Origin of the sequence: Chryseobacterium paludis, from assembly GCF_025403485.1 — a bacterium.
Classification (GTDB): Bacteria; Bacteroidota; Bacteroidia; order Flavobacteriales; family Weeksellaceae; genus Chryseobacterium; species Chryseobacterium paludis.
Genome location: NZ_CP099966.1, coordinates 4,437,805 through 4,458,120, shown reverse-complemented (window position 1 = coordinate 4,458,120; position 20,316 = coordinate 4,437,805). Strand labels below are relative to the sequence as shown.

Annotated in this window: 16 protein-coding genes; all 16 read right to left on the bottom strand. The window is 30.5% G+C overall.

Annotated features, from left to right (window positions below):
* Window positions 1-54 precede the first annotated feature (54 nt).
* Entirely contained in the window at window positions 55-975 is a 921-nt protein-coding gene (locus tag NG806_RS20245; protein ID WP_214832698.1) for a hyaluronidase, read from the bottom strand.
* A 456-nt stretch (window positions 976-1,431) separates the two neighbouring features.
* Complete coding sequence (locus NG806_RS20240) at window positions 1,432-1,980, bottom strand: acyltransferase (RefSeq protein WP_251040629.1); 549 nt, start codon at window positions 1,978-1,980, stop codon at window positions 1,432-1,434.
* Window positions 1,970-3,010 (bottom strand): glycosyltransferase, encoded by a 1,041-nt coding sequence (locus NG806_RS20235; RefSeq protein ID WP_261511151.1) that lies wholly within the window; start codon window positions 3,008-3,010, stop codon window positions 1,970-1,972. The genes NG806_RS20240 and NG806_RS20235 overlap by 11 nt, the downstream gene beginning before the upstream one ends.
* Window positions 3,011-3,081: 71 nt before the next feature.
* Entirely contained in the window at window positions 3,082-4,116 is a 1,035-nt protein-coding gene (locus NG806_RS20230) for an EpsG family protein (protein WP_214832702.1), read from the bottom strand.
* A complete protein-coding gene (locus NG806_RS20225) occupies window positions 4,117-5,193 on the bottom strand; it encodes a polysaccharide pyruvyl transferase family protein (RefSeq protein WP_214832704.1) in 1,077 nt (358 codons plus the stop codon).
* Entirely contained in the window at window positions 5,194-6,399 is a 1,206-nt protein-coding gene (locus NG806_RS20220) for a glycosyltransferase (RefSeq protein ID WP_261511150.1), read from the bottom strand.
* A 7-nt stretch (window positions 6,400-6,406) separates the two neighbouring features.
* The gene (locus tag NG806_RS20215) at window positions 6,407-7,390 is read right to left on the bottom strand and encodes a polysaccharide pyruvyl transferase family protein (protein WP_261511149.1); all 984 of its coding nucleotides are present in this window, start codon (window positions 7,388-7,390) and stop codon (window positions 6,407-6,409) included.
* Entirely contained in the window at window positions 7,363-8,784 is a 1,422-nt protein-coding gene (locus NG806_RS20210) for a lipopolysaccharide biosynthesis protein (protein ID WP_214832710.1), read from the bottom strand. The genes NG806_RS20215 and NG806_RS20210 overlap by 28 nt, the downstream gene beginning before the upstream one ends.
* 326 nt (window positions 8,785-9,110) lie before the next feature.
* Window positions 9,111-10,277, bottom strand: coding sequence for a nucleotide sugar dehydrogenase (locus NG806_RS20205; RefSeq protein WP_261511148.1), 1,167 nt, complete (start codon window positions 10,275-10,277; stop codon window positions 9,111-9,113).
* A 58-nt stretch (window positions 10,278-10,335) separates the two neighbouring features.
* Entirely contained in the window at window positions 10,336-11,739 is a 1,404-nt protein-coding gene (locus NG806_RS20200) for a nucleotide sugar dehydrogenase (protein WP_261511147.1), read from the bottom strand.
* A gap of 60 nt (window positions 11,740-11,799) precedes the next feature.
* The gene (locus tag NG806_RS20195; RefSeq protein ID WP_214832716.1) at window positions 11,800-14,142 is read right to left on the bottom strand and encodes a GumC family protein; all 2,343 of its coding nucleotides are present in this window, start codon (window positions 14,140-14,142) and stop codon (window positions 11,800-11,802) included.
* An 8-nt stretch (window positions 14,143-14,150) separates the two neighbouring features.
* Window positions 14,151-14,939: a polysaccharide biosynthesis/export family protein gene (locus NG806_RS20190; RefSeq protein ID WP_214832718.1), complete on the bottom strand. Its 789-nt coding sequence runs from the start codon at window positions 14,937-14,939 to the stop codon at window positions 14,151-14,153.
* 136 nt (window positions 14,940-15,075) lie between these two features.
* Window positions 15,076-15,882, bottom strand: coding sequence for a polysaccharide biosynthesis/export family protein (locus NG806_RS20185; protein ID WP_214832720.1), 807 nt, complete (start codon window positions 15,880-15,882; stop codon window positions 15,076-15,078).
* A gap of 79 nt (window positions 15,883-15,961) precedes the next feature.
* Complete coding sequence (locus tag NG806_RS20180) at window positions 15,962-17,917, bottom strand: polysaccharide biosynthesis protein (protein WP_214832722.1); 1,956 nt, start codon at window positions 17,915-17,917, stop codon at window positions 15,962-15,964.
* Window positions 17,918-18,383: 466 nt separating this feature from the next.
* Window positions 18,384-18,845 (bottom strand): regulatory protein RecX, encoded by a 462-nt coding sequence (locus NG806_RS20175; RefSeq protein WP_214832724.1) that lies wholly within the window; start codon window positions 18,843-18,845, stop codon window positions 18,384-18,386.
* A 58-nt stretch (window positions 18,846-18,903) separates the two neighbouring features.
* Window positions 18,904-20,169: a serine hydroxymethyltransferase gene (glyA, locus tag NG806_RS20170; RefSeq protein ID WP_214832726.1), complete on the bottom strand. Its 1,266-nt coding sequence runs from the start codon at window positions 20,167-20,169 to the stop codon at window positions 18,904-18,906.
* Window positions 20,170-20,316 lie beyond the last annotated feature (147 nt).

The following is a 20,316-nucleotide window of genomic DNA, read 5'->3' as shown; positions in this document are numbered from 1 at the left end:
TTGTTCAAAAACTAATCCAAAATTGAAACGATATTATAATACAGATACTCAGTATTATTTTACATATTTCTTTATACTTTGAAAATATTCATTGAACATTTGATACTGGTAATCCTTAGTATTATTTACTTTTGAATATTCCATTTTTACTGCTTTTAGTTTGTTTATATTTCTATAAGAATAACCTTCAGAATGCCACCAAAAAACACCTTTAGCTTTTTGATTTTTATATGATGTTTCGCTTATAAGCTCTACTACTTGTGCGAAATATTCTACTGGAATCAAACTGAAATTTGCGCCTTCATCTTTTGATGTTGTTCTATTCCAAATAAAAGGATAAACTGGCTTATTATATTGATCTCCATATTGTAAAGCTTGAATCAATTTATTCTTTATATAATTTTGATTCCCTCTATTATGTAATAAACCTGGATTGTAAACATAAAGTGATGGTGCCAGAAAATCTACTTCTTTAATAAGAGGAATTAAATTATCATTTTGTGATTTAAATGTTTGAATGGTTCCTGAATAATTTAAATAATTCAAGTGATAAAATCCCCACTTTACATTTGGCCTAAGCTTTTTAGCAAATCTTATGGCTTTCAGAAATTCTCCTTTGTAATAATCAACCATTCCTGGATCCTTCTGCTGTTGAAATGATTTTAGAGCTTTTCCTTCCCAATCTAAAACGGCAAACCCTGTTGAATTTACATCAGGAAATTTAGTCTCGATTTGGTTTCTAAGCATTTCTTCATTAAATTTTTCATCTTTGACAAAAAATTGCTGATAAAAAATCATATAGGTTTTTAAATTATTATCCTTAGAAAATTTCAATTGACTATCTGAATCCGGCTCGACCAAGAATAACAAATCTAAATTTTTCGCTTGTTTAACATCTAGGTTATTTTTCTGATTAGGTAAAAAAACACTAAATAATAAATTAAAGATCAATAAAAACATACATAAAAAACGCATAATTCAAATTTTTATTCATTAATATAATTCAATCTTCTATTTTTAACTAAACTAGAGAGGTTCTGGTAAATACTATAATTTGGTGATAACCAGAATATCTTAAATTATTATTGTTAAAGGAATAAATAATCCCTAAGTTGAGAACAGAATACGTATAATCACCCCTATCTCAAAACTTTATATTATCAACATTCAGAACTAATTAATTGTTTTTAATTTATATTATTCGTGTAAAAAAGGAACTTTAAAACAGAAACATAACTTTATTTAGTAATAAATATAGTTTCTTATGAATTAATTAAAAGTTCTCACAATTTGCATGCCAAATAAATTAAAAAACTGAACTACTATGGACTTAAAGTTCGCGTTCGAATGTTCCTATCTTATAATAAAATTATCTTTCTTTATAATTCTTAGGGACTTAAATCACTTATTCTATATTAACAAAACTATAGATTATTTACAAAGATCTTCAAATCCAAATACAGAAACCTTCGAGTTAAGCATTTTTTCATGTTTCTCTATATCTTGGGAATTTTGAAACCTATTTTTTATTTTTTTAGCAGGAATTCCTGCATAAATTGAATATGGCTCTACATCCTTTGTTACAATTGAGCCTAATGCGATAATGGCTCCATCTCCGATTGTGACACCTGCAATGATTTTGGAATATGCACCAATCCAAACATCTTTTCCAATTTTGGTTTCACCTAAAAAATCACGTCCAGTAAAAATACAGGGAACTCCAGGCATATTATATTTATGATCACCTCCTAGAATTGAAACATCATGGGCAATCATGGTATAATCACCAATTGTTACTTTTGGATAAATTATACAATTTGGGCCAATGTATGACCATTTCCCAGCTTGTAAATCTTTTGACACATTTGATTTACCACCAAAATAAAATGTTGAATCTAAATTTTTATATCCCAAAAAATTTCTATAAACAAACGTTTTCATCTCTCTGAAAACCTTTCTAATTCTTTGTTTAATTTTCATAAACCACACTTTTTATTTTAGAAACCTGAAATTCAGGATTAAATTTTTCATCAATTACTTGATAGCAATTTTTTCGAATCTCCTCTCTCGATACGTCTTTTTGAAACCACTGATAAATTTTATCCGTCAATGAATTAACGTTTTCATGTTCGAAAAAATCACCTGTCTTACCAATTTCTAAAGCTTCAAATTCAGGCATTTGTAATGCAAAATTATTGTGTGTTATTACTGGAGTTCCATACATTAAAGTATGCATTGCCGTAAGTCCAACATTGCCAGGGGATACACAAAGATCAGCGTTAAAAATATAATTTGCAATTGCATTTTCATCATACAACTGCCCTACGAACCAAACACAATCTTTAAGATCATACTCTGAAACTTTAGAATTTAGAAATCCTCGTTCCTCACCATCTCCGATTATAACTAAATTTAATGGAATATTCTGGTCTTTTAATTTCTTTTGAGCTTCTAAGATGTAATGTAGTTTTTTTACTTTAGTAAGCCTGCCAATGAAAATAAGTATAGGTGCTTTATTTCCAAAATGATTCAAATATACATCTGACTTTATCAATTTCTTCCTAATGACAATTTGCTCTTCATAATTTAAAGAATTATAAATAACATGTAATTTAGATGAACTAAAGCCTTCTTTTATCATCAATTTTTTGGCATATTCTCCATATAGAAAAATTCCGGTTCCCATTGAAAAGAATATTTTTTTAATAATTTTAATTATAAATGATTCTTTTCCATACCAGCCATGAGTCCATAAATACACCTTTTTAGATGAAAATATAGAAAGAAATAAGATGAGCCATGTTGATAGGCAATAGTACTCACCTAAAATAATATAATTGCTGTAATTCTTAAAAAATAAAGAAATAGCGCCTGATTGCCAGTAAAAATTAGAAAATAACGGAACATTTTTTAATTCTCCTTTAAATCCATGTAATTCATTATAATCTAATTTTTTTACATCCCCCATTTTGTCTCCAAAATAAAAGTCACAATCTAAATGCTTATCCATTAATTTAAATACACCCAATCTATAGTGCTGAGCATAGTTATAAATCAAGCAAATTTTTTTTCTTTGATCAATCATATTTTATAAGGAATTACACCAAAACGATTGGTAATTGAATAGTAAATAAAATAAACCAAACAATATGAAAAACAAACTATTAATACTTCTAATTTTTTTCTCTTTGGAATATTAAATATGAAGTTTGACATAATTATCACTTCAAAAATAGTTAAATAATAAGTAAATCTAGAAACCTGTGGAACGGCTAAAAACAAGTTCAATACAATAATTCCTACCCAAAAAAGTTTCATCTGGATCACATTGTTATACAGGTTGTATTTTTTTGTATAAAAATAAATATACATAAACAAAAGCGTTTTAGGCACGATGAAGATATAGTTTGCAATTCTATTAAAAGCACTACCAGCATTATAATCTTCATAATTGGCATATTTTTCAAATGGCAATAATGCTAAATAAGATTTTGCCAAATCTAAAACTCCTGAAAATCCAATAAAAAATGTTATAACTAAGATCGCAGAATACCAGAAATAAGAAAGGTTAATTCTTTTTAAAACAAATATAATGGGAATCAAAGCTAGAATTGAATAATGAAACAATGCACCTAAACCAATATAAAAAAAGAACTTAAGCTGTTTCCCTTTCACTAAAAAGTGAATGGATAACATAAATAACGATACTGCAATAGCTTGTCTAACAATACTGAATGAAAAGAAATAATAAAAAAGAAAAATATAAAACAAAAATGTTAATAAAGGTGACTTAGTTTCTTTTCTAAAAACATAATTTAGAGGAAGAAGAGTTAAAACACTTGATACAAATAATATAATTCTAAATTCTTGAAAATATTCTTTTACAAATACATTTAAGTAAAGCCAGCCTATTTCAATTTTTTTTATTAATTGAGGAATTTTATGTAAATCGATTTCATACTTGTAGTTTAATAAATAATTATTGGTATCAATTCCGACAGTATATGCCCTAAATGTAGCAATTATTATTAAAAAAAATACAACAATAATTGTATTCTTAATCCTTAAACCAAGAAAAAATAATACAATTAGTATAATCATTAAATAAATTTCCATTTACTTTTCTATTAATTCAAAAATTTTATTTTCAATCAATGTTTTTTGCTCTAAGGTGACTTCTTTTATTAATTGTTTTAATTCTTGTTCTTTTAAAATCAATGCTTCTATTGCCTCTTTAGTTAGTTCACTGACTAAGAAATCATTTAAATCCACTCCATCAAAAATATCAATTATCTTCTGAGTTTTTAAATCATTATTCAATAGCCCAATTGGAATTACATTATATACCATTCCTAATAGCAAAACATGTAACCTGTTACTAAGTGTAAAAGAGAATTTATTGTAGAAAGACAAACTGTCCCATTGTAAACAATCCTTGTGAAAACTTACATTTTGATTATTTTTGAAATGGGTAAATAATTCATTATTGTATTCAAAATCGTGATTAACTTGATAAAAGAAGGTTACTTTTTTATCCGTATTATCTAAAATATTTTGGATTGCATCTACTATTTTCCGATGATAATTTTCATCATTTAATCTTCGAAAAGAAACACCAATTTCATTAGATTCAGATTCAACAATATCTTTTGGAGAATATCCAAAACACATATCTGGGATATAATCAATATTTTTGAATCCTAGTCCTTTTAATGCATTTACATTAGTATAACTTCTACAAAGTATTTTTTCGGTATTTTTAGAAAAAAAGTTCACCGACCTTTTGTCTAGTTCATTTTTGTAATGAACGTCATTGCCTACCAAGTAAGATTTTACACCTTTAGATTTAAATATCTTAAAAATTACTCCGATCAGCATATTCTTCAGAAACACTTTCTTGTTCCCTGCACTTCCAAAAGGACCAGGGCTTTTAAAAATATGTGTAATCCCCAAATTTGAAAAATATAACGGAACTACACTCTTTCCTTTAAAACTTTTATTGGTAATTTCTGATAATTCTTTTACGTTTTGGGTATCTTTTAAAAGCTCTTTTTTAAATCGTTCCGGCACATTTCTGGTATCTAGGTAAACCTGTCCAAATCTGGAAATCTGATCAATCAAGCACTTATTAATCAGTAAATCACCTACATTATCATATTGTGTAGCAACTATGTATACTATTTTATTTTTCATTTAAAAAAATTCAGATTTTAAATCATTTACAAAATTTTCATAATTGACTTGGGCATTAAAATTCAAACTCCAGAATTTTTTTACTTCTTCTCTACTTAAATTTTCACCCAATATCTGATTTATTGCCAAATTTACATCTGAAATGAGTGGATCCGCATTTAATAGCTTTCCTGTTTCTTTCTGAACAATTTCTCCACTTCCCCCAACATTGGTAGCAATTACCGGTATACCAAAAGATTGTGCTTCCATAATAGAAACTGGAATGCCTTCAGAACTACTTAGGTTGATGAAGATGGAAACTGGATTTTCTTCGTAATACTTATAAATTTGGGTATTCGGAACACCTCCGTTCAATTGAGCTTTTAGATTGGATAATTCTGGAATACTATTTTTTATATTTACTCTTTCTTTACCATCTCCAAAATGAGTCCAGGTAATCTTTTTTTCAGGGTTTAATTTTGCAAACTCTATAATAGAATCGGCGATTAATTGAACTCTTTTCATAGGATCAATCCTGGAAACAGAAACGATACTTACTTCATTTTCTAAGTTTTGGGGTGCAATTTTCCCCTTATCGAAAACACCGAGTTTTGAAACTTTTATTTTGTTGTTAACTTTATATTTCCCTTCTAAGTAGTCTTTACCATTTTCTGAAATCGAATACAATCTATCTATTTTCTCTAAAACATCTTTTCTAAAAGGCCAAAATGCCGGAGTCGAGGGAATTCCTTCATAAATATCATATCTATGTGCCCTGGAAATTACTTTAAATTTCTTTGTCTTTTTAAGATCTATAAATGCTTTAGTTGCTTCTGTAAACCAATAAGTATATAATAAATCTGAATCAGAAAATTTATAATTTTTGAAATACGATTTGTAAGCAATTACACTAGAGGAAAATTGAAATATATGTTTAAGTGAACCTACTGAATTGATTTTCGATTTATATTTCCATAAAGCGTTCCAAAAAAAAGAACTGACAGCAGTTTGTAGAATTCTCTTATTTTTATTCTGAAAGTGCTTAGAAAAATCTTTTTCAATTTTTACGTTTGCAGGAACCTGTCTAATCTCATCACTAATTTCAGTTGGAAAAATCACCACTTCATCAAATGCTTCAGCCAGAATATTGATTTCTGCCTCTAAAAATGCTTCAGTTTTAAAATAAGGAAACCTTCGGGTAAATAAAATTACTTTTCTAGCCTTCATACCTGAATTAGTTTTTAGCGACAAAACCCTCACATTTAGCCATCAAATCATTGGCAAAAGGAATATGAAGGGACTTATTAACAGGAAGATTATTAAACCCAATTTTACCATCAAAATCAAAATTCCTTGTGATTTTACCATCAAGTGAGATATCTACTCTATTGAAGAAGTCTATTAATCCATCAAAACGGCTATTGAATCTATTTCCAAATCCTTCAAAACCTCCATTTAAAAATACAACGGGAGTCCCCATTGCTAAACATGGAAGTGCACAATGAATTCTTGAAGTGACTACTAACTTTGCCTTACTTAATCTCTTTAGATACTCATCGGCAATCTTGAAGTTATTTTCTATTGTAGTTTCAGGAATGACTTGTGTAATGAATTTTGCTTTTTTTAATATGTCATCAGAAAATTGAGTTTTAAACACTTTCTTTTTTAGCATAAATTCAAAAAACCTTCTTCTTTTAATTCTACTCAATAATTTAATTCTTGAGTTTAGCATTTCTTTAAGAGAAAAGTAATGAAAAAGAGGATCAATGAATAAAATTTCATCTGAAATTTCTTCTGGTTTTCTTATATAGGTTCTGCCTAAAGTAAGTGTCAAACAACCCGAATAATAAGCATCTACACCATGATCGCTTAACAATTTAGCGGTAGCTTTATCTCTACAACCAATTGGTTGATGTTTTTTAAAATAATTAATACTTTTTTCTTCCGTCATTCCTTCATAAACTGAAGAATTGATATGCATTGAAACAAATAACGGATTTATTTTCTCAGAAGGGGGCCAATTTTTAGGATTGTGCATATACCAACCGTTCATGATCATTTTGATATCATCACCCTCATAAGTATTTAATTCTTCTCTATCTCTGTAAATATCTACCTGGGGTAAATATTGCTTTGCGGCAAGTGCTTGTACATAGTCTCCAACATTTGTTTGTTTCCTTGAACAACCCATTAAGCCATACTTTTTGATTTCTTCCATTTTGAAATAACTTTTGATTTTAATGATATAATATATTTGTAATTAAATATGGTAAATACTATTAATGATATTAACACTGATAAAGGGAAAATCCATTTGTTTTCCACATACAGTAAACTTGTAAGTACTATAAAAATTATAGTTAAAATTATAGTGTTTATAATTGGGAATTTAATTTTTAAAAAATGTTGTACATGAATTCCTCTGAAAATTAAAAGGACAAGATAACCAAGCATAATGGATAAACTAATCCCATACAATCCCATATACTGAACAAAAAAGAATGAGGTCGAAATTGTAATAACTCCACCTAAAATTGAAGAATATAAAATCCCTTTGGTTTGCTTAGCTCTTAAATAAGCGGCTCCATAAAAAGCAGAAATAGCTTGTAGAAAAACAGCAAATAATAAAATCGGAATATATTTCCACGATTCATAATATCCTTTACCTATAAATTGCATCATAAATTTTGAACAACTTACCAGAATGATGATGACTCCCATAACTAAGTTCACATATCCAGAAAGAATATTTGTAAATTGAGTTTCCGCTTCTTCTTGGTTTGAGGTTTTTATTACTTTTTCCTGCCAAGCCAATGTAAATACGTTTGTGATAACTAATACTATAGTTGGGATTTTATATGAGATTGCAAACAACCCATTATATTCTTTACCTAGATATCCTAAAATTACATATCTTGTAGAAGCCGAAATCAGCCACCAGCTCAATGTATTTGGTAACAAAGGCAATGAATATTCACATAATTCCTTGATTAATTTAGAATCAATTTTCTTTGCTCTCAGATATTTCCACCAATCATTTTTGATAAACAGCCAGATAATTACACCACTAAGGGCAATTATATTTGCTAGCAATACACCATCTACTGAGCTCTTAAAAAAATATAAGGCAATTCCTGTATTGAAGACAAAAAACAATGAATATACAACACTAGTAGAAGCATATAATCTGTTTTTCCCAATACCTCTAGTTCCTTGTTGAAGTGTTGGAAAAATCATCATTAGTACTGAAAATATATAGAGATACAGTTGATGATTCCAATCTATAAAAAAACTTAAAATCCAATAAAGAACAGTATAAATGGCTATATTTCTAAAAAGTAAGCCAAAGACATTTTCAAAGATTTCGTCTTTCTTTTCAGACTGGTTCTTATCTAGCAGCCATCTTAGTAAAGAGGAGTCAATTTGCAAACTTATACAGGGTACCAAAAATGAAATGGACGTTAAAATCAAATCATACTCTCCAACTTCTTCTTTAGTTAGAAAATATGTCATAAAAAAAACTAATACAAATGATAGAACTTTTGAACTGAAGTTCCCAATCATATAAATAATCGTAAGGTAGGCAAGGCTACTGTTCTTGTTTTTTTCCAAAATAATATTTCAACTTGTTCAGTTCACTTCTTTAAAAATGTATGTTATGCGTTAAAATTCTTAATAATTTACAATTCAATATGTAATATAATTGTTACCAAAAAATCAAGGTAACATTAAGATTTTTCAACCCATTTTTGTCTCCACAATATTTGTTATTGCAGTAGTAATTCAGATCTATAAAAAATTCCAATCATCTATGATAGCTTCACCTTAGGTAATATTTTGTTTCTGAATTTACTTGAATTCTTCTATAAACAAATTAAGTATCCCTTAGCCCTAGTATCTTTACCCATGAGCTGTATTTTACATGTTGGTTTGTTCTGTTAATCATTTCCAAATAGATCTCTTGTGTATACTTTATCTTTAACATCAGATAATTCAGGAGCGTTACGATTAGAAATAATGATATCACATTCTTTTTTAAACTGCTCTAAATCACTTACTACTTTAGATCCAAAAAAATGATCTTCTTTCAAAACTGGTTCATATACTTCTACTTCAATTCCTTTTGCTTTAATTCGTTTCATCACTCCTTGTATGGCAGATGCTCTGAAATTATCTGAACCAGACTTCATAATTAAACGATACACACCAACTTTAGTAGGTTTTTTAGCTATAATAGAATCGGCAATAAAATCTTTTCGTGTTCTATTAGCATCTACGATTGCCTGAATAATATTATTTGGAACAGCATCGTAGTTAGCCAAAAGCTGTTTAGTATCTTTAGGAAGACAATATCCTCCATATCCAAACGAAGGATTGTTATAGTGTGAACCTATTCGGGGGTCAAGACCTATTCCTTCTATAATCTGACGACTATCCAGGTGATACATCTGAGCATAACTGTCCAATTCATTAAAGTATGCCACACGCAAAGCAAGATATGTGTTGGAAAATAACTTTATTGCCTCTGCTTCAGTAGAGTCTGTAAATAAAGTAGGAATTTCTTTCTTTATTGCTCCTTCTTTTAGAAGGTCTGCAAATACTTTTGCTCTTTCACTTTGTTCACCAATGATAATACGGGATGGATATAAATTGTCATATAAAGCTTTACCCTCCCTTAAAAATTCTGGAGAAAATATAATATTCTGGAATTCCAATTTATTTTTTAAATCTTCTGTAAACCCTACAGGTACCGTAGATTTTATGATAACAACAGCATTGGGGCTGTATTCTTTCACATCGAGTATCACTGTCTCTACACTACTCGTATTAAAATAATTAGTTTTAGGATCATAATCCGTAGGAGTGGATACAATAACATAATCTGCATCCTGATAAGCTTCTTTTTTATCTAAAGTCGCTTTAAAATTAAGATCCTTATTTGTTAAAAAATCAATAATTTCTTTATCTTCAATCGGAGATTTTCTATTATTTAATATTTCAATTTTTTCAGGCATAATATCCAAAGCAAGTACTTCATTATGCTGAGCCAATAATATTGCATTTGATAAACCTACATATCCTGTTCCTACTACCGTAATTTTCATTAATTTCTTTTTGTATTTACTTGTTTAATTCAAACTATTATTGTTCAAAAAATATTTGTTATAATCTTTTATCGGCAAAGGTTTTAGACAAAATACCTTTTACATCATATACCACTCCATTTTCTTTAAGGTTAAGGGTAAGATTGAGATTAAGAAATTCTGTATGAGCTACAGTTAAGATGATAGCATCAAACTTGTCTCTAAGAGCAGCAATTACACTATTAGCTTCATGCTTACCATTATCAGATATATTGTTGCCAATAGGGGTTTCTATTCCGGTCACAATGCCTGGATTAAGTCCAGAATAACATACAATTCCGTACTCTTTCATCACTTCTTCAGGATTTGCCCATGGGTCGTAAGTGGTAACCTCCACTCCATACTCCTCCAAATTTGTAATTACATCAATAGCTTTAGAGTTCCTTATATCTGGACAATTTTCTTTGAATGTAATTCCCAGATTCAATACTTTAGCTCCTTTAACCATAATATTCTTCTGGATCATGAGTTTAATTACTTGAGAAGCTACAAAAGCCCCCATAGAATCATTCAGCCTTCTTGCACTTAGAATTAATTCAGAATAATATCCAATTTCCTGTGCTTTCTGAGCCAAATAAAAAGGATCTACTCCAATACAATGTCCACCTACCAATCCTGGTTTAAAAGGAAGAAAGTTCCATTTTGTCCCAGCAGCTTCCAATACATCATGTGTATCAATATTCATTAATGAAAAAATCTTTGCCAATTCATTCACGAATGCGATATTCACATCACGTTGTGAATTTTCAATCACTTTAGATGCTTCCGCCACTTTAATGGTAGGTGCCAGATGTGTTCCTGCCGTAATGATCGATTTGTATAAATCATCTACCACTTTTCCTATTTCAGGAGTAGAACCCGAGGTTACTTTTAAGATTTTATCAACTGTATGTTCTTTATCTCCTGGGTTAATTCTTTCTGGAGAATATCCGGCAAAAAAATCTTCATTAAACTTTAAGCCTGATACTTTCTCCAAGACCGGTACACATTCTTCTTCAGTTACACCTGGATATACTGTGGATTCATAAATTACTATATCTCCCCTATTAAGTACTTTCCCAACCATTTCTGAAGCCTTATATAATGGTGTCAGATCAGGATGATTATGCTTATTCACTGGTGTAGGCACTGTAATAATATATACATTAGCATCTTTAAGATCATCTAAATCTGAAGAGCAATACAATCCAGTCCGTAAATTTTCTGAGTAATCAACTTGTCTAAAAAGATTAGTTTCAGCTAAAACAGATTTCAAAATATCATTATCAACCTCCAATGTATGATCAACACCTTGATTTAATTCTACAATTCTTTCCTTATTGATATCAAAACCTAACACCGGATATTTTGTAGCAAATAAGCGCGCTAAAGGTAAACCTACGTAACCTAGTCCTATTATACCGATCTTAGTGTGTTTATTCATTGTAGTATATTTTATCTCCTTAATGATTATTGATTCCTTTAAATTTATTTATCTAATAAATTATTTCCTAAATATCCTTCGCCACCAAACTTCTTTTTTATCACTGTTGTAGCCATATCCATATCCATAATTATATCCATAACCATAGCCACCTACATTTTTAGCAACATCATTAATAACAAAAGATACATTCTTCAACTTTGAATCATTAACCAAATTATTAGCAAAATCAATCAAAATATTTTTTGATACTCCAGATCTCACAACATATAAAGTAGCATCTGCAATATCCGTGAAATTAAGGGTATCTGAAACCAACATAAGTGGTGCAGAGTCAATTACAATATAAGCATACTGTGAAGCCAGATCCTTTATAAGCTTTTGATATCTTCCATTAGAAAGAAGCTCCTGAGGATTTGGAGGGATACTTCCTGCATAGATAACATCACAAAATGGATTTGTGTCTGAAGTATGTATTAGTTCATCAACATTTACCGTTTCATCATATAAATACTCTGTAAGACCTTTTCTTTTAATTGGTTCACTATCATAACGCTGAATCTGAGGATTTCGAATATCTGAACCAACTAAAAGTGAGCGACCATTTTTATTTGCAAGAGTAAGAGCCAGGTTAACCGAAGTTAATGTTTTTCCTTCTCCTTTTATCGAAGATGTAACCATAATAATCCTTGCTGAATCCTTAACAGGCAATACAAATTTAAGATTAGATATCAATACCCTAAATGCTTCTGCTAACTCTGAAAAATCATTTTTCTGCACCAGGTGGATCTCATTATCTTTCAATGATGGTATCTCCGCCAGAACACCTAGAGAAGAACGTTCTGTAATGTCAGCTCTGCTATATATTTTATCATCCCATAAAAAGAATACATATAATAATCCAAACGGGAGTAATCCACCTAATAAAATTGCTCCTAAAAGAATTATAATTTTTTTAGGTGATACAGCAATGTCCTGAGTAAAAGCAGGATTAACTATTTTAGCTTTTGGTAAATTAATTGATAAATTAATTGCATTTTCCTCTCTTTTCTGTAGCAAAAAGAGAAAAAGCTGCTCTTTAAGTGTTTGTTGTCTCTCTATACCACGATACACTTTTGATTGGCCAGGTACTTTCTCAATGAGTCCGTTATTTACTGAAATTTGTCCATTCAATTGATTAATAGAAGCTTGTACTGTTTCTTTTTGTTGACGAATATTATCACGAACAATTTCTTTCAATGCCAAAATCTCCTTATTCATTTCTACCACTGCTGGGTTTTCATTTGTGGCCTGTTTTAATGTTTTATTTCTACTGATAAGCAAAGTATTATATTGAGAAATAGTTTGCTCCAATGATGGATTAAGGCCTAAATTGGAAGGCATAAGTTGGTTTCCTCCTTTTGAAGCTTCTTCAGCCAAAGAATTTAATAAATCCAATTGGGTCTGTTGGAGAAGGAGAGATTTTGTATTTTCACTCGTATTTTGAAGTGCCAGCTGAGCCTGTGCTTCCAAATCAACGATACGATTGCGGTTCTGAAAATCTTCTTTTTGGCTTTCTACACCGGAAAGATCACGGGTTATTACCTCAAGTCTTTTATCGATGAACTCCTGGGTATTTTGTGCTTGTAAGTTCTTATCTCTTAGCCCATCCAGATTATATTGCCTTGTAACTTCATTAAGAATAGCTTCTGACTTCTCCGGAACAGCACCAATAATACTTATATCCATCAGTAATGCTTTTTCGTCGGGCAAGTCTACTGTTATATTCTTTTCAAGTTTTTTCAATCTTTCCAACGGATTCCAAAAAACGATTTTATATTTGGTATTCGAAGGTAACTGAGCATTCTTTTGTAGAATCACTGTTCCAAAATCGAGCTTTAGAGGTTTATTAAATACTCCTTTTACTTCACCTTTTTTCTCTTCCCATAAAGTGAATTGAATTCCATCAATTTTTGTCACCAAATATTCAGAGGAAATAAAATTCTTATCATAATCAGAACTTATGACTTTAGCTATGATAGGTACATTTGTGAAAAGTTCTGAATCTTTAATTTCTCCTTTACTAAAATATTGTACATTAAGATTTAGATTCTTCACGACCTTCATAAGAATCGGTCTTGAATTAACAACTGCAGCTTCACTTTTCAATTCATCAGCATTACCCAGGCCTAAACCGAGGTTATCTAAGTCTGCCAGTGCACCAGTAATATCCGTTTGTTTTTTATCAAATTTAAGAGTTGTAATGGATTGATATTGAGGTACTGCATATCTTAAATACATAAAGCCTCCAATTAAAAAGATTAGGATAGATATGACAAACCATGGCCATTTATGCAAATACTTCCCAATAATTTTTCTCAAATCTAATATTTCTTCCTTTTCCTGAAATTCTGTCTGCTGCATACTGTGATTTATCGTGTTAAAGAAATGATAAGAGTTGCTACCCCCAACGCTGAAGCGAGAATCTGAAAAGTAAGGGCTCTGTTCGGATTAGAATTAGCTTGTACCTGCTTATTTTTGTCAGGTTGTATATATAAAACATCATTTTGTTTCATGTAATAATAAGGTGAATTAACGATATCTGACCTCGACATATCTAAGTTTACAACCTGATCAATACCATCATCTCCGGTACGAATCAGTTTTACTTTTGTACGATCCCCAAAATCGGTCATATCCCCAGCAAGACTAAGTGCTTGAAAAATATTGAGCTTCTGCGTACTGCTTTCCTTTTGACCTGGAGCTTTAACTTCTCCTAAAACACTTACATTAAAATTCTTTAAAGTAATAGTAACCAAAGGATCTGTAAGATATCTCTTTAATCGGGATTCAAGATCATTTTTTAATTGTACTTGTGTCATACCTTTAGTATATACATTCCCCAATACAGGAAAGTTAATATTCCCATCTTCGTTCACCATATATTCACTTGGTTGTACAAATTGGTTAACTCCATTAGGAGCTTCACTTCCCACACGATTTGCAGTATTAAGGTTAAAGGGTTTTACAGCCGTCTCATCAAGTGCAGAAACCAGTATTAAGAGAACATCCCCTTGTTGGATATGTAACCCCTCAAATTTAGCCTTGGCAATTTCCTCCTCCATATTCTGCTGCGACATATATACCATATTCTGTTTTGGTTTGCACGATGCCAAAACCACCAACAGTATTACAAGGTATGTAATAATTTTTTTATTCATAATGTTATTTAAGTCTACTGTAAGTAGGTTCTCAATATGTTATAAAAATATTATGATTGAATAAACTACTTTTTCTATTAAACTGTGATATAGTATCCACCAAAATGGTGATGTTTTTATTTATCTAAAATAATTTCTAGTTTTTAATTAAAGCCAATATTCCCACAGTAATTGAAGCGATTACAGAGGCTACTGAAATATAAAGTCCTGTATTTGGATCCACTCTTGCAGCCTTCTCTCTATTTGAATTCGGCTGAACATAAACAACATCATTTTGTTTAAGATAGTAATAAGGAGAATTGATGAAATTAGCGCTTGTAAGATCTACTCTTTCCTTGTTAATTTGTCCATCATTATTCCGAACAATTAAAATATTGTTTCTAACTCCATAAGGTGTAAGATCTCCTGCCAGACCTAATGCACTTAACAATGTAGTATTTCCATCAGGTATCACATAAGTTCCCGGTTTTGTAACTTCTCCCAAAACAGAAACTTTAAAATTAATAAGTCTAATATCAACTATAGGATTTTTCACATAATCTTTAATAAGATTACTTAATTTCATCCTTAATGTTTCGATATTTTCATTTTTAGTACTTACCTGTCCGATTTGAGGAAAAATAATATCTCCATTAGTATCTATAGTATAAGTTGGTCCTGATACAGGAACTTGCTGTGCAAGATTATTAGAACTTGGTATTGAATATTGTGAAACTGTAGTCCCTGAAGAATAATTTTGATTAAAAGGTTTTACAACATCCAGATCCTTTGCAGTAACAGTTATAATCAACTGGTCTCCAGGTTGGAAATCAACCCTGCTATTTTTTATTGAATTTTCCAGCACAATACCATCAATATCTTTCATATAATTAATGTCTTGTTTAGCTGCACAAGAAAATATCACCAAACTCACAGCTCCATAAATAAAATATTTCAAACTCATTCTTTATAATTTTTCCACAAAAATAGGATAATTAATTTTTAAGCAAAATTTGCTATGATTTCTTATTACAAATAATATATTATATTGAGCTGTTAACCTCAGGTTCTTTATCCAAAATCTCAAATTCCGAATTATTACTTATAAATTCAGGAACAATCGTTTTAAGTATCCTAACCACCTGTAACTTATCTCTTTTTACAGCAGCCAGAATAATCTGTTTACTTAAGACATCTACTTCATCAAATTCCATTAAAGGATCTCTTGAAATTAAAATTTTCTCGTGATGGGTAGGAATTGTAACTGTATTATTGCTTAAAAGCTCTTCATATAGTTTTTCACCAGGTCTCAATCCAATAAACGTAATTTTAATATCTACATCAGGAGTATAGCCTGATAATCTTATCATTCTTTTTGCTAAATCTAAGATCTTAACGGGTTCACCCATATCGAATACATAGATTTCTCCACCATTCCCCATTGTTCCAGCTTGAAGTACTAACTCGCAAGCTTCTGGAATTGTCATAAAATATCGAATGATATCAGGATGTGTAATAGTTACAGGACCTCCTTTTTCAATTTGCTTTCTAAAGTGTGGAATTACTGAACCATTGGATCCCAATACATTTCCAAAACGAGTTGTAATAAATTTTGTAGTATTTCCAGGTGAGTTTTGTAGAGATTGCACAAATAATTCCGCAGCTCTTTTTGAAGCACCCATTACATTAGTTGGGTTTACTGCCTTATCTGTAGAAACCATTACAAAACGATTTACTTTATATTTTTTGGATAGTAAGGATAGGTTCTTAGTTCCTAGAATATTCACAAAAATAGCTTCATGAGGATTTTCTTCTATTAGTGGCACATGTTTATATGCCGCTGCATGATAAACCATAGAAAACTGATAATCTTCAAATACTTTTTCTAATCTGTAACTATTAGATATATCAGCCAATACAAACTTAAACCTTTGATCTGGGAATTTTTCCAAAAGTTCCAATTCCAGTTCATATAAGGGTGATTCAGCTTGATCCAGCACAACAATCAATGAAGGATTAAACTGTGCTACCTGTCTTACGATTTCGCTACCAATAGAACCCGCTCCTCCAGTTACCAATACATTTTTTTCAAAATGTCTTTTTGTAACATCCTCACTTTCTATTTTAATAGGTTTACGATTTAGTAAATCTTCAATCTGAAGTTGACTAATACCACCCACTAAGTCACTATCTCGCATTTTGCTAAGCGTAGGTGCTTTTAGTACTTTAAGTCCATTATCTAAAGCCAGTGTCATCCATTCTTCAATCTCCTGCTTTGTCATGATCTCTTTAATCAGTAAGACAGCATCAAATTGTTTTATAAGCTTTTCACTAGTAAAGAACTGACTTTTATTATATATCTTATATCCTAATAATAAGGCTCGATTGGAATCAGATCTTCCCGTAAGAAATCCTTGTAGTCGATATGGATAATTTGGATTATGCATAATTGCTCGTGCTAAAGCTACAGAAGCTTCACCAACACCAACAACAGCTATTCTAACTTTAGAAGATGCTCCTTTAATATCAATAAGAATATTAAAGAACTGTTTTGTTACCATTCTAAAAAAGAACATTATAGAAACCGAGATAAGGAAATACAAAAACAGATTAGGATATAAAAATAATGATCTCCCCACTCCTAATTGCCACAAATAGTTAATCACTAAAAGAGAAACCAGTGTACTTCCAGAAGATAAAATAATTTTAAAGAAATCGAAAAAAGTGGAATGTCTGATAATCCCAGCGTACGTTTTAAAAACATACATAAATAAAATATTCGTTCCGATCAGTAAAAACCTTTTTTGAACTGTATATTCCGGAAAATTAACCTTCACATCCAAATTTCTTAAGAAAAGGCGTGAAAGCAGTATGGAAATCAAAACAATCAGGATATCAATAAGAATAACCAACCACCTCGGTATATATCTCAATTTGGTGATTTTCACAATGTTATCGCCATTGTAAAGAGCATTAAAAGCGTCATGCAACTTTTTCATTCAACATTAAGTGATTTTATTAGCTTGGCAAAGGTAATAGATAATATTCATAATTCTAAACACAATAATTAAATTCTTTTTTTTTACATGATCTATTCCTATTAAAACATCTTCTTTCTAATATTATTGCATATAACAGTAATATTATATATAATTCACATTTTTTTAGTCTAATTTATATTTTATTTTTATTCTTTTCTGGATACAAATCCCAAAATACAAATATTGCAAACCACATGCATTTTTCGTGCCACTTATGGTATCTTCTCTTTAAAAATTTAATTTTTTTTTAATAAAATCATGTAAGATATTACATATAAAAGGCTTATAATTTCAACCCCAATTATTTAATCTAAAAACGCAGTAAGTAATATAGTCATCTTTATTATATAAATAGTATATTTAAAATTCTAGCAAAACTATTTTTTTTAAACTAAAAACAATCTTTTAGTAAATTATTTATTTATTAATTTTCTAATATTTCAAGAATAATTTCATATTCAAAACCTTTACTCATCAGATATTTTATGGTCTTAGATTTTTTTTGATATTCTTTTAAGCCTTTCTGTTTAGAGTAGTAATCTTCAAATGCCTTCTTAAGAGCTTTATGATAATCTGCCTCATCTATCTCATCAAAACATGAACTGATCAATTTTTCAGAGATCTGTTTTTGTTTTAAGTTGATCTTGATCTTATTTCGCCCCCAATGTTTTATATAAAACTTCCCTCTGATATAACTTCTGGTAAACCTTTCCTCATTTAAGTAATTTTCTTTTAGCAGATATAAAAAAATTTCTTCCTTAGCTTCAGGAATCAATAAAAATTCCCTCATCTTCTGCTCCACTTCGGCATGACAGCGATCCTGATAAACACAATAGTTTACCAGTTTCTGTTTAATCTCCTCAAAAGTATAAGACTTCTTCTCCATATATTTACAAAAAAAGAATGAGCGATTGCTCATTCTTTATATTTGGTTCAGGTAAGAATTAGTAATTAAACAAAGCTTTTCCTTCCATTAATTCATTTACTTTCTTTCTTACAGATGTAAGAACTTCTTCATTTTTAATATTATCAACAACTTCAGAAATCAATTCTGAAATAGTCTCCATATCTTGTTCTTTCAGTCCTCTTGTCGTGATAGCAGCAGTACCTAATCTAATACCAGATGTAGTAAACGGTGATTTATCATCAAAAGGAACCATATTCTTATTACAGGTAATGTCAGCCAGTACTAACGCTTTTTCTGTCTCTTTCCCATTTACTCCCTTGTTTCTAAGATCTACTAGCATTAAATGATTATCAGTCCCACCACTTACAATATCAAAACCTCTACTGATCATGGCTTTTGCTAAAGCCTGAGCATTCGACTGAACCTGTTTAGCGTATATTTCAAACTTCACATCTAGAGCTTCTCCAAAAGCAATAGCTTTACCTGCAATAACATGCTCAAGCGGTCCCCCTTGAATTCCAGGGAAAACAGCACCATCTAAAACCTGGCTCATCATTTTGGTCTCCCCTTTTGGAGTCTTGTGTCCATAGGTATTTTCGAAATCTTTACCCATCATGATCATTCCACCTCTAGGACCTCTTAGTGTTTTATGAGTAGTTGTTGTTACAACATGACAATGTTCAAAAGGAGAATTCAGCAATCCTTTTGCAACTAAACCTGCAGGATGTGCAATATCGGCCCAAAGAGTAGCTCCGATCTCATCGGCAACTTCTCTAAATTTTGCATAATCTAAATCTCTGGAATACGCTGAAAAACCAGCGATAAGCATTTTTGGTCTTTCTCTTAAAGCAACTTCTCTCATTTGATCATAATCAATCAAACCAGTTTCCTGTTGTACACCATAAGAAACAACATTATATTGAATTCCTGAAAAATTAACGGCTGATCCATGAGTTAAGTGTCCACCCATAGAAAGATCCATCCCCATAATTTTATCTCCAGGTTTTAAAACTGCAAGATAAATTGCAGCATTAGCTTGTGAACCGGAATGAGGCTGAACATTTACATAATCAACTCCAAAAAGTTCTTTTGCTCTGTTTATTGCTAAAGTTTCGACCTCATCTACTACTTCACATCCACCGTAGTACCTTTTACCAGGGTATCCCTCTGCATATTTGTTAGTCAATACGCTACCCATTGCCTTCATTACATCATCAGAAACAAAATTTTCCGATGCTATCAGCTCCAATCCATGGGTTTGTCTTTGTCTTTCTTTTTCAATCAGGTCGAAAATAATATCCATTTTACTTTAAGTTTTTGAGATTTTTCACCCCAAATGTACGGAATTTCCCCCAAGAATTTAGTACGGTTAAATATGATTTTTGGAATAAAATTTCATAAAATATCTTTAATTTCAATATCATTTTATGCATTTTTTCAAAAAAACTCC

Bases quoted from the DNA above. Each gene is read 5' to 3' on its own strand.
- NG806_RS20175 (WP_214832724.1), bottom strand. From the start codon at position 18,845: ATGGAGAAGAAGTCTTATACTTTTGAGGAGATTAAACAGAAACTGGTA.
- NG806_RS20185 (WP_214832720.1), bottom strand. From the start codon at position 15,882: ATGAGTTTGAAATATTTTATTTATGGAGCTGTGAGTTTGGTGATATTT.
- NG806_RS20190 (WP_214832718.1), bottom strand. From the start codon at position 14,939: ATGAATAAAAAAATTATTACATACCTTGTAATACTGTTGGTGGTTTTG.
- NG806_RS20230 (WP_214832702.1), bottom strand. From the start codon at position 4,116: ATGGAAATTTATTTAATGATTATACTAATTGTATTATTTTTTCTTGGT.
- NG806_RS20195 (WP_214832716.1), bottom strand. From the start codon at position 14,142: ATGCAGCAGACAGAATTTCAGGAAAAGGAAGAAATATTAGATTTGAGA.
- NG806_RS20215 (WP_261511149.1), bottom strand. From the start codon at position 7,390: ATGGAAGAAATCAAAAAGTATGGCTTAATGGGTTGTTCAAGGAAACAA.
- NG806_RS20240 (WP_251040629.1), bottom strand. From the start codon at position 1,980: ATGAAAATTAAACAAAGAATTAGAAAGGTTTTCAGAGAGATGAAAACG.
- NG806_RS20245 (WP_214832698.1), bottom strand. From the start codon at position 975: ATGCGTTTTTTATGTATGTTTTTATTGATCTTTAATTTATTATTTAGT.
- NG806_RS20200 (WP_261511147.1), bottom strand. From the start codon at position 11,739: ATGAATAAACACACTAAGATCGGTATAATAGGACTAGGTTACGTAGGT.
- NG806_RS20220 (WP_261511150.1), bottom strand. From the start codon at position 6,399: ATGAAGGCTAGAAAAGTAATTTTATTTACCCGAAGGTTTCCTTATTTT.
- NG806_RS20205 (WP_261511148.1), bottom strand. From the start codon at position 10,277: ATGAAAATTACGGTAGTAGGAACAGGATATGTAGGTTTATCAAATGCA.
- glyA (WP_214832726.1), bottom strand. From the start codon at position 20,169: ATGGATATTATTTTCGACCTGATTGAAAAAGAAAGACAAAGACAAACC.
- NG806_RS20225 (WP_214832704.1), bottom strand. From the start codon at position 5,193: ATGAAAAATAAAATAGTATACATAGTTGCTACACAATATGATAATGTA.
- NG806_RS20235 (WP_261511151.1), bottom strand. From the start codon at position 3,010: ATGGATAAGCATTTAGATTGTGACTTTTATTTTGGAGACAAAATGGGG.
- NG806_RS20180 (WP_214832722.1), bottom strand. From the start codon at position 17,917: ATGAAAAAGTTGCATGACGCTTTTAATGCTCTTTACAATGGCGATAAC.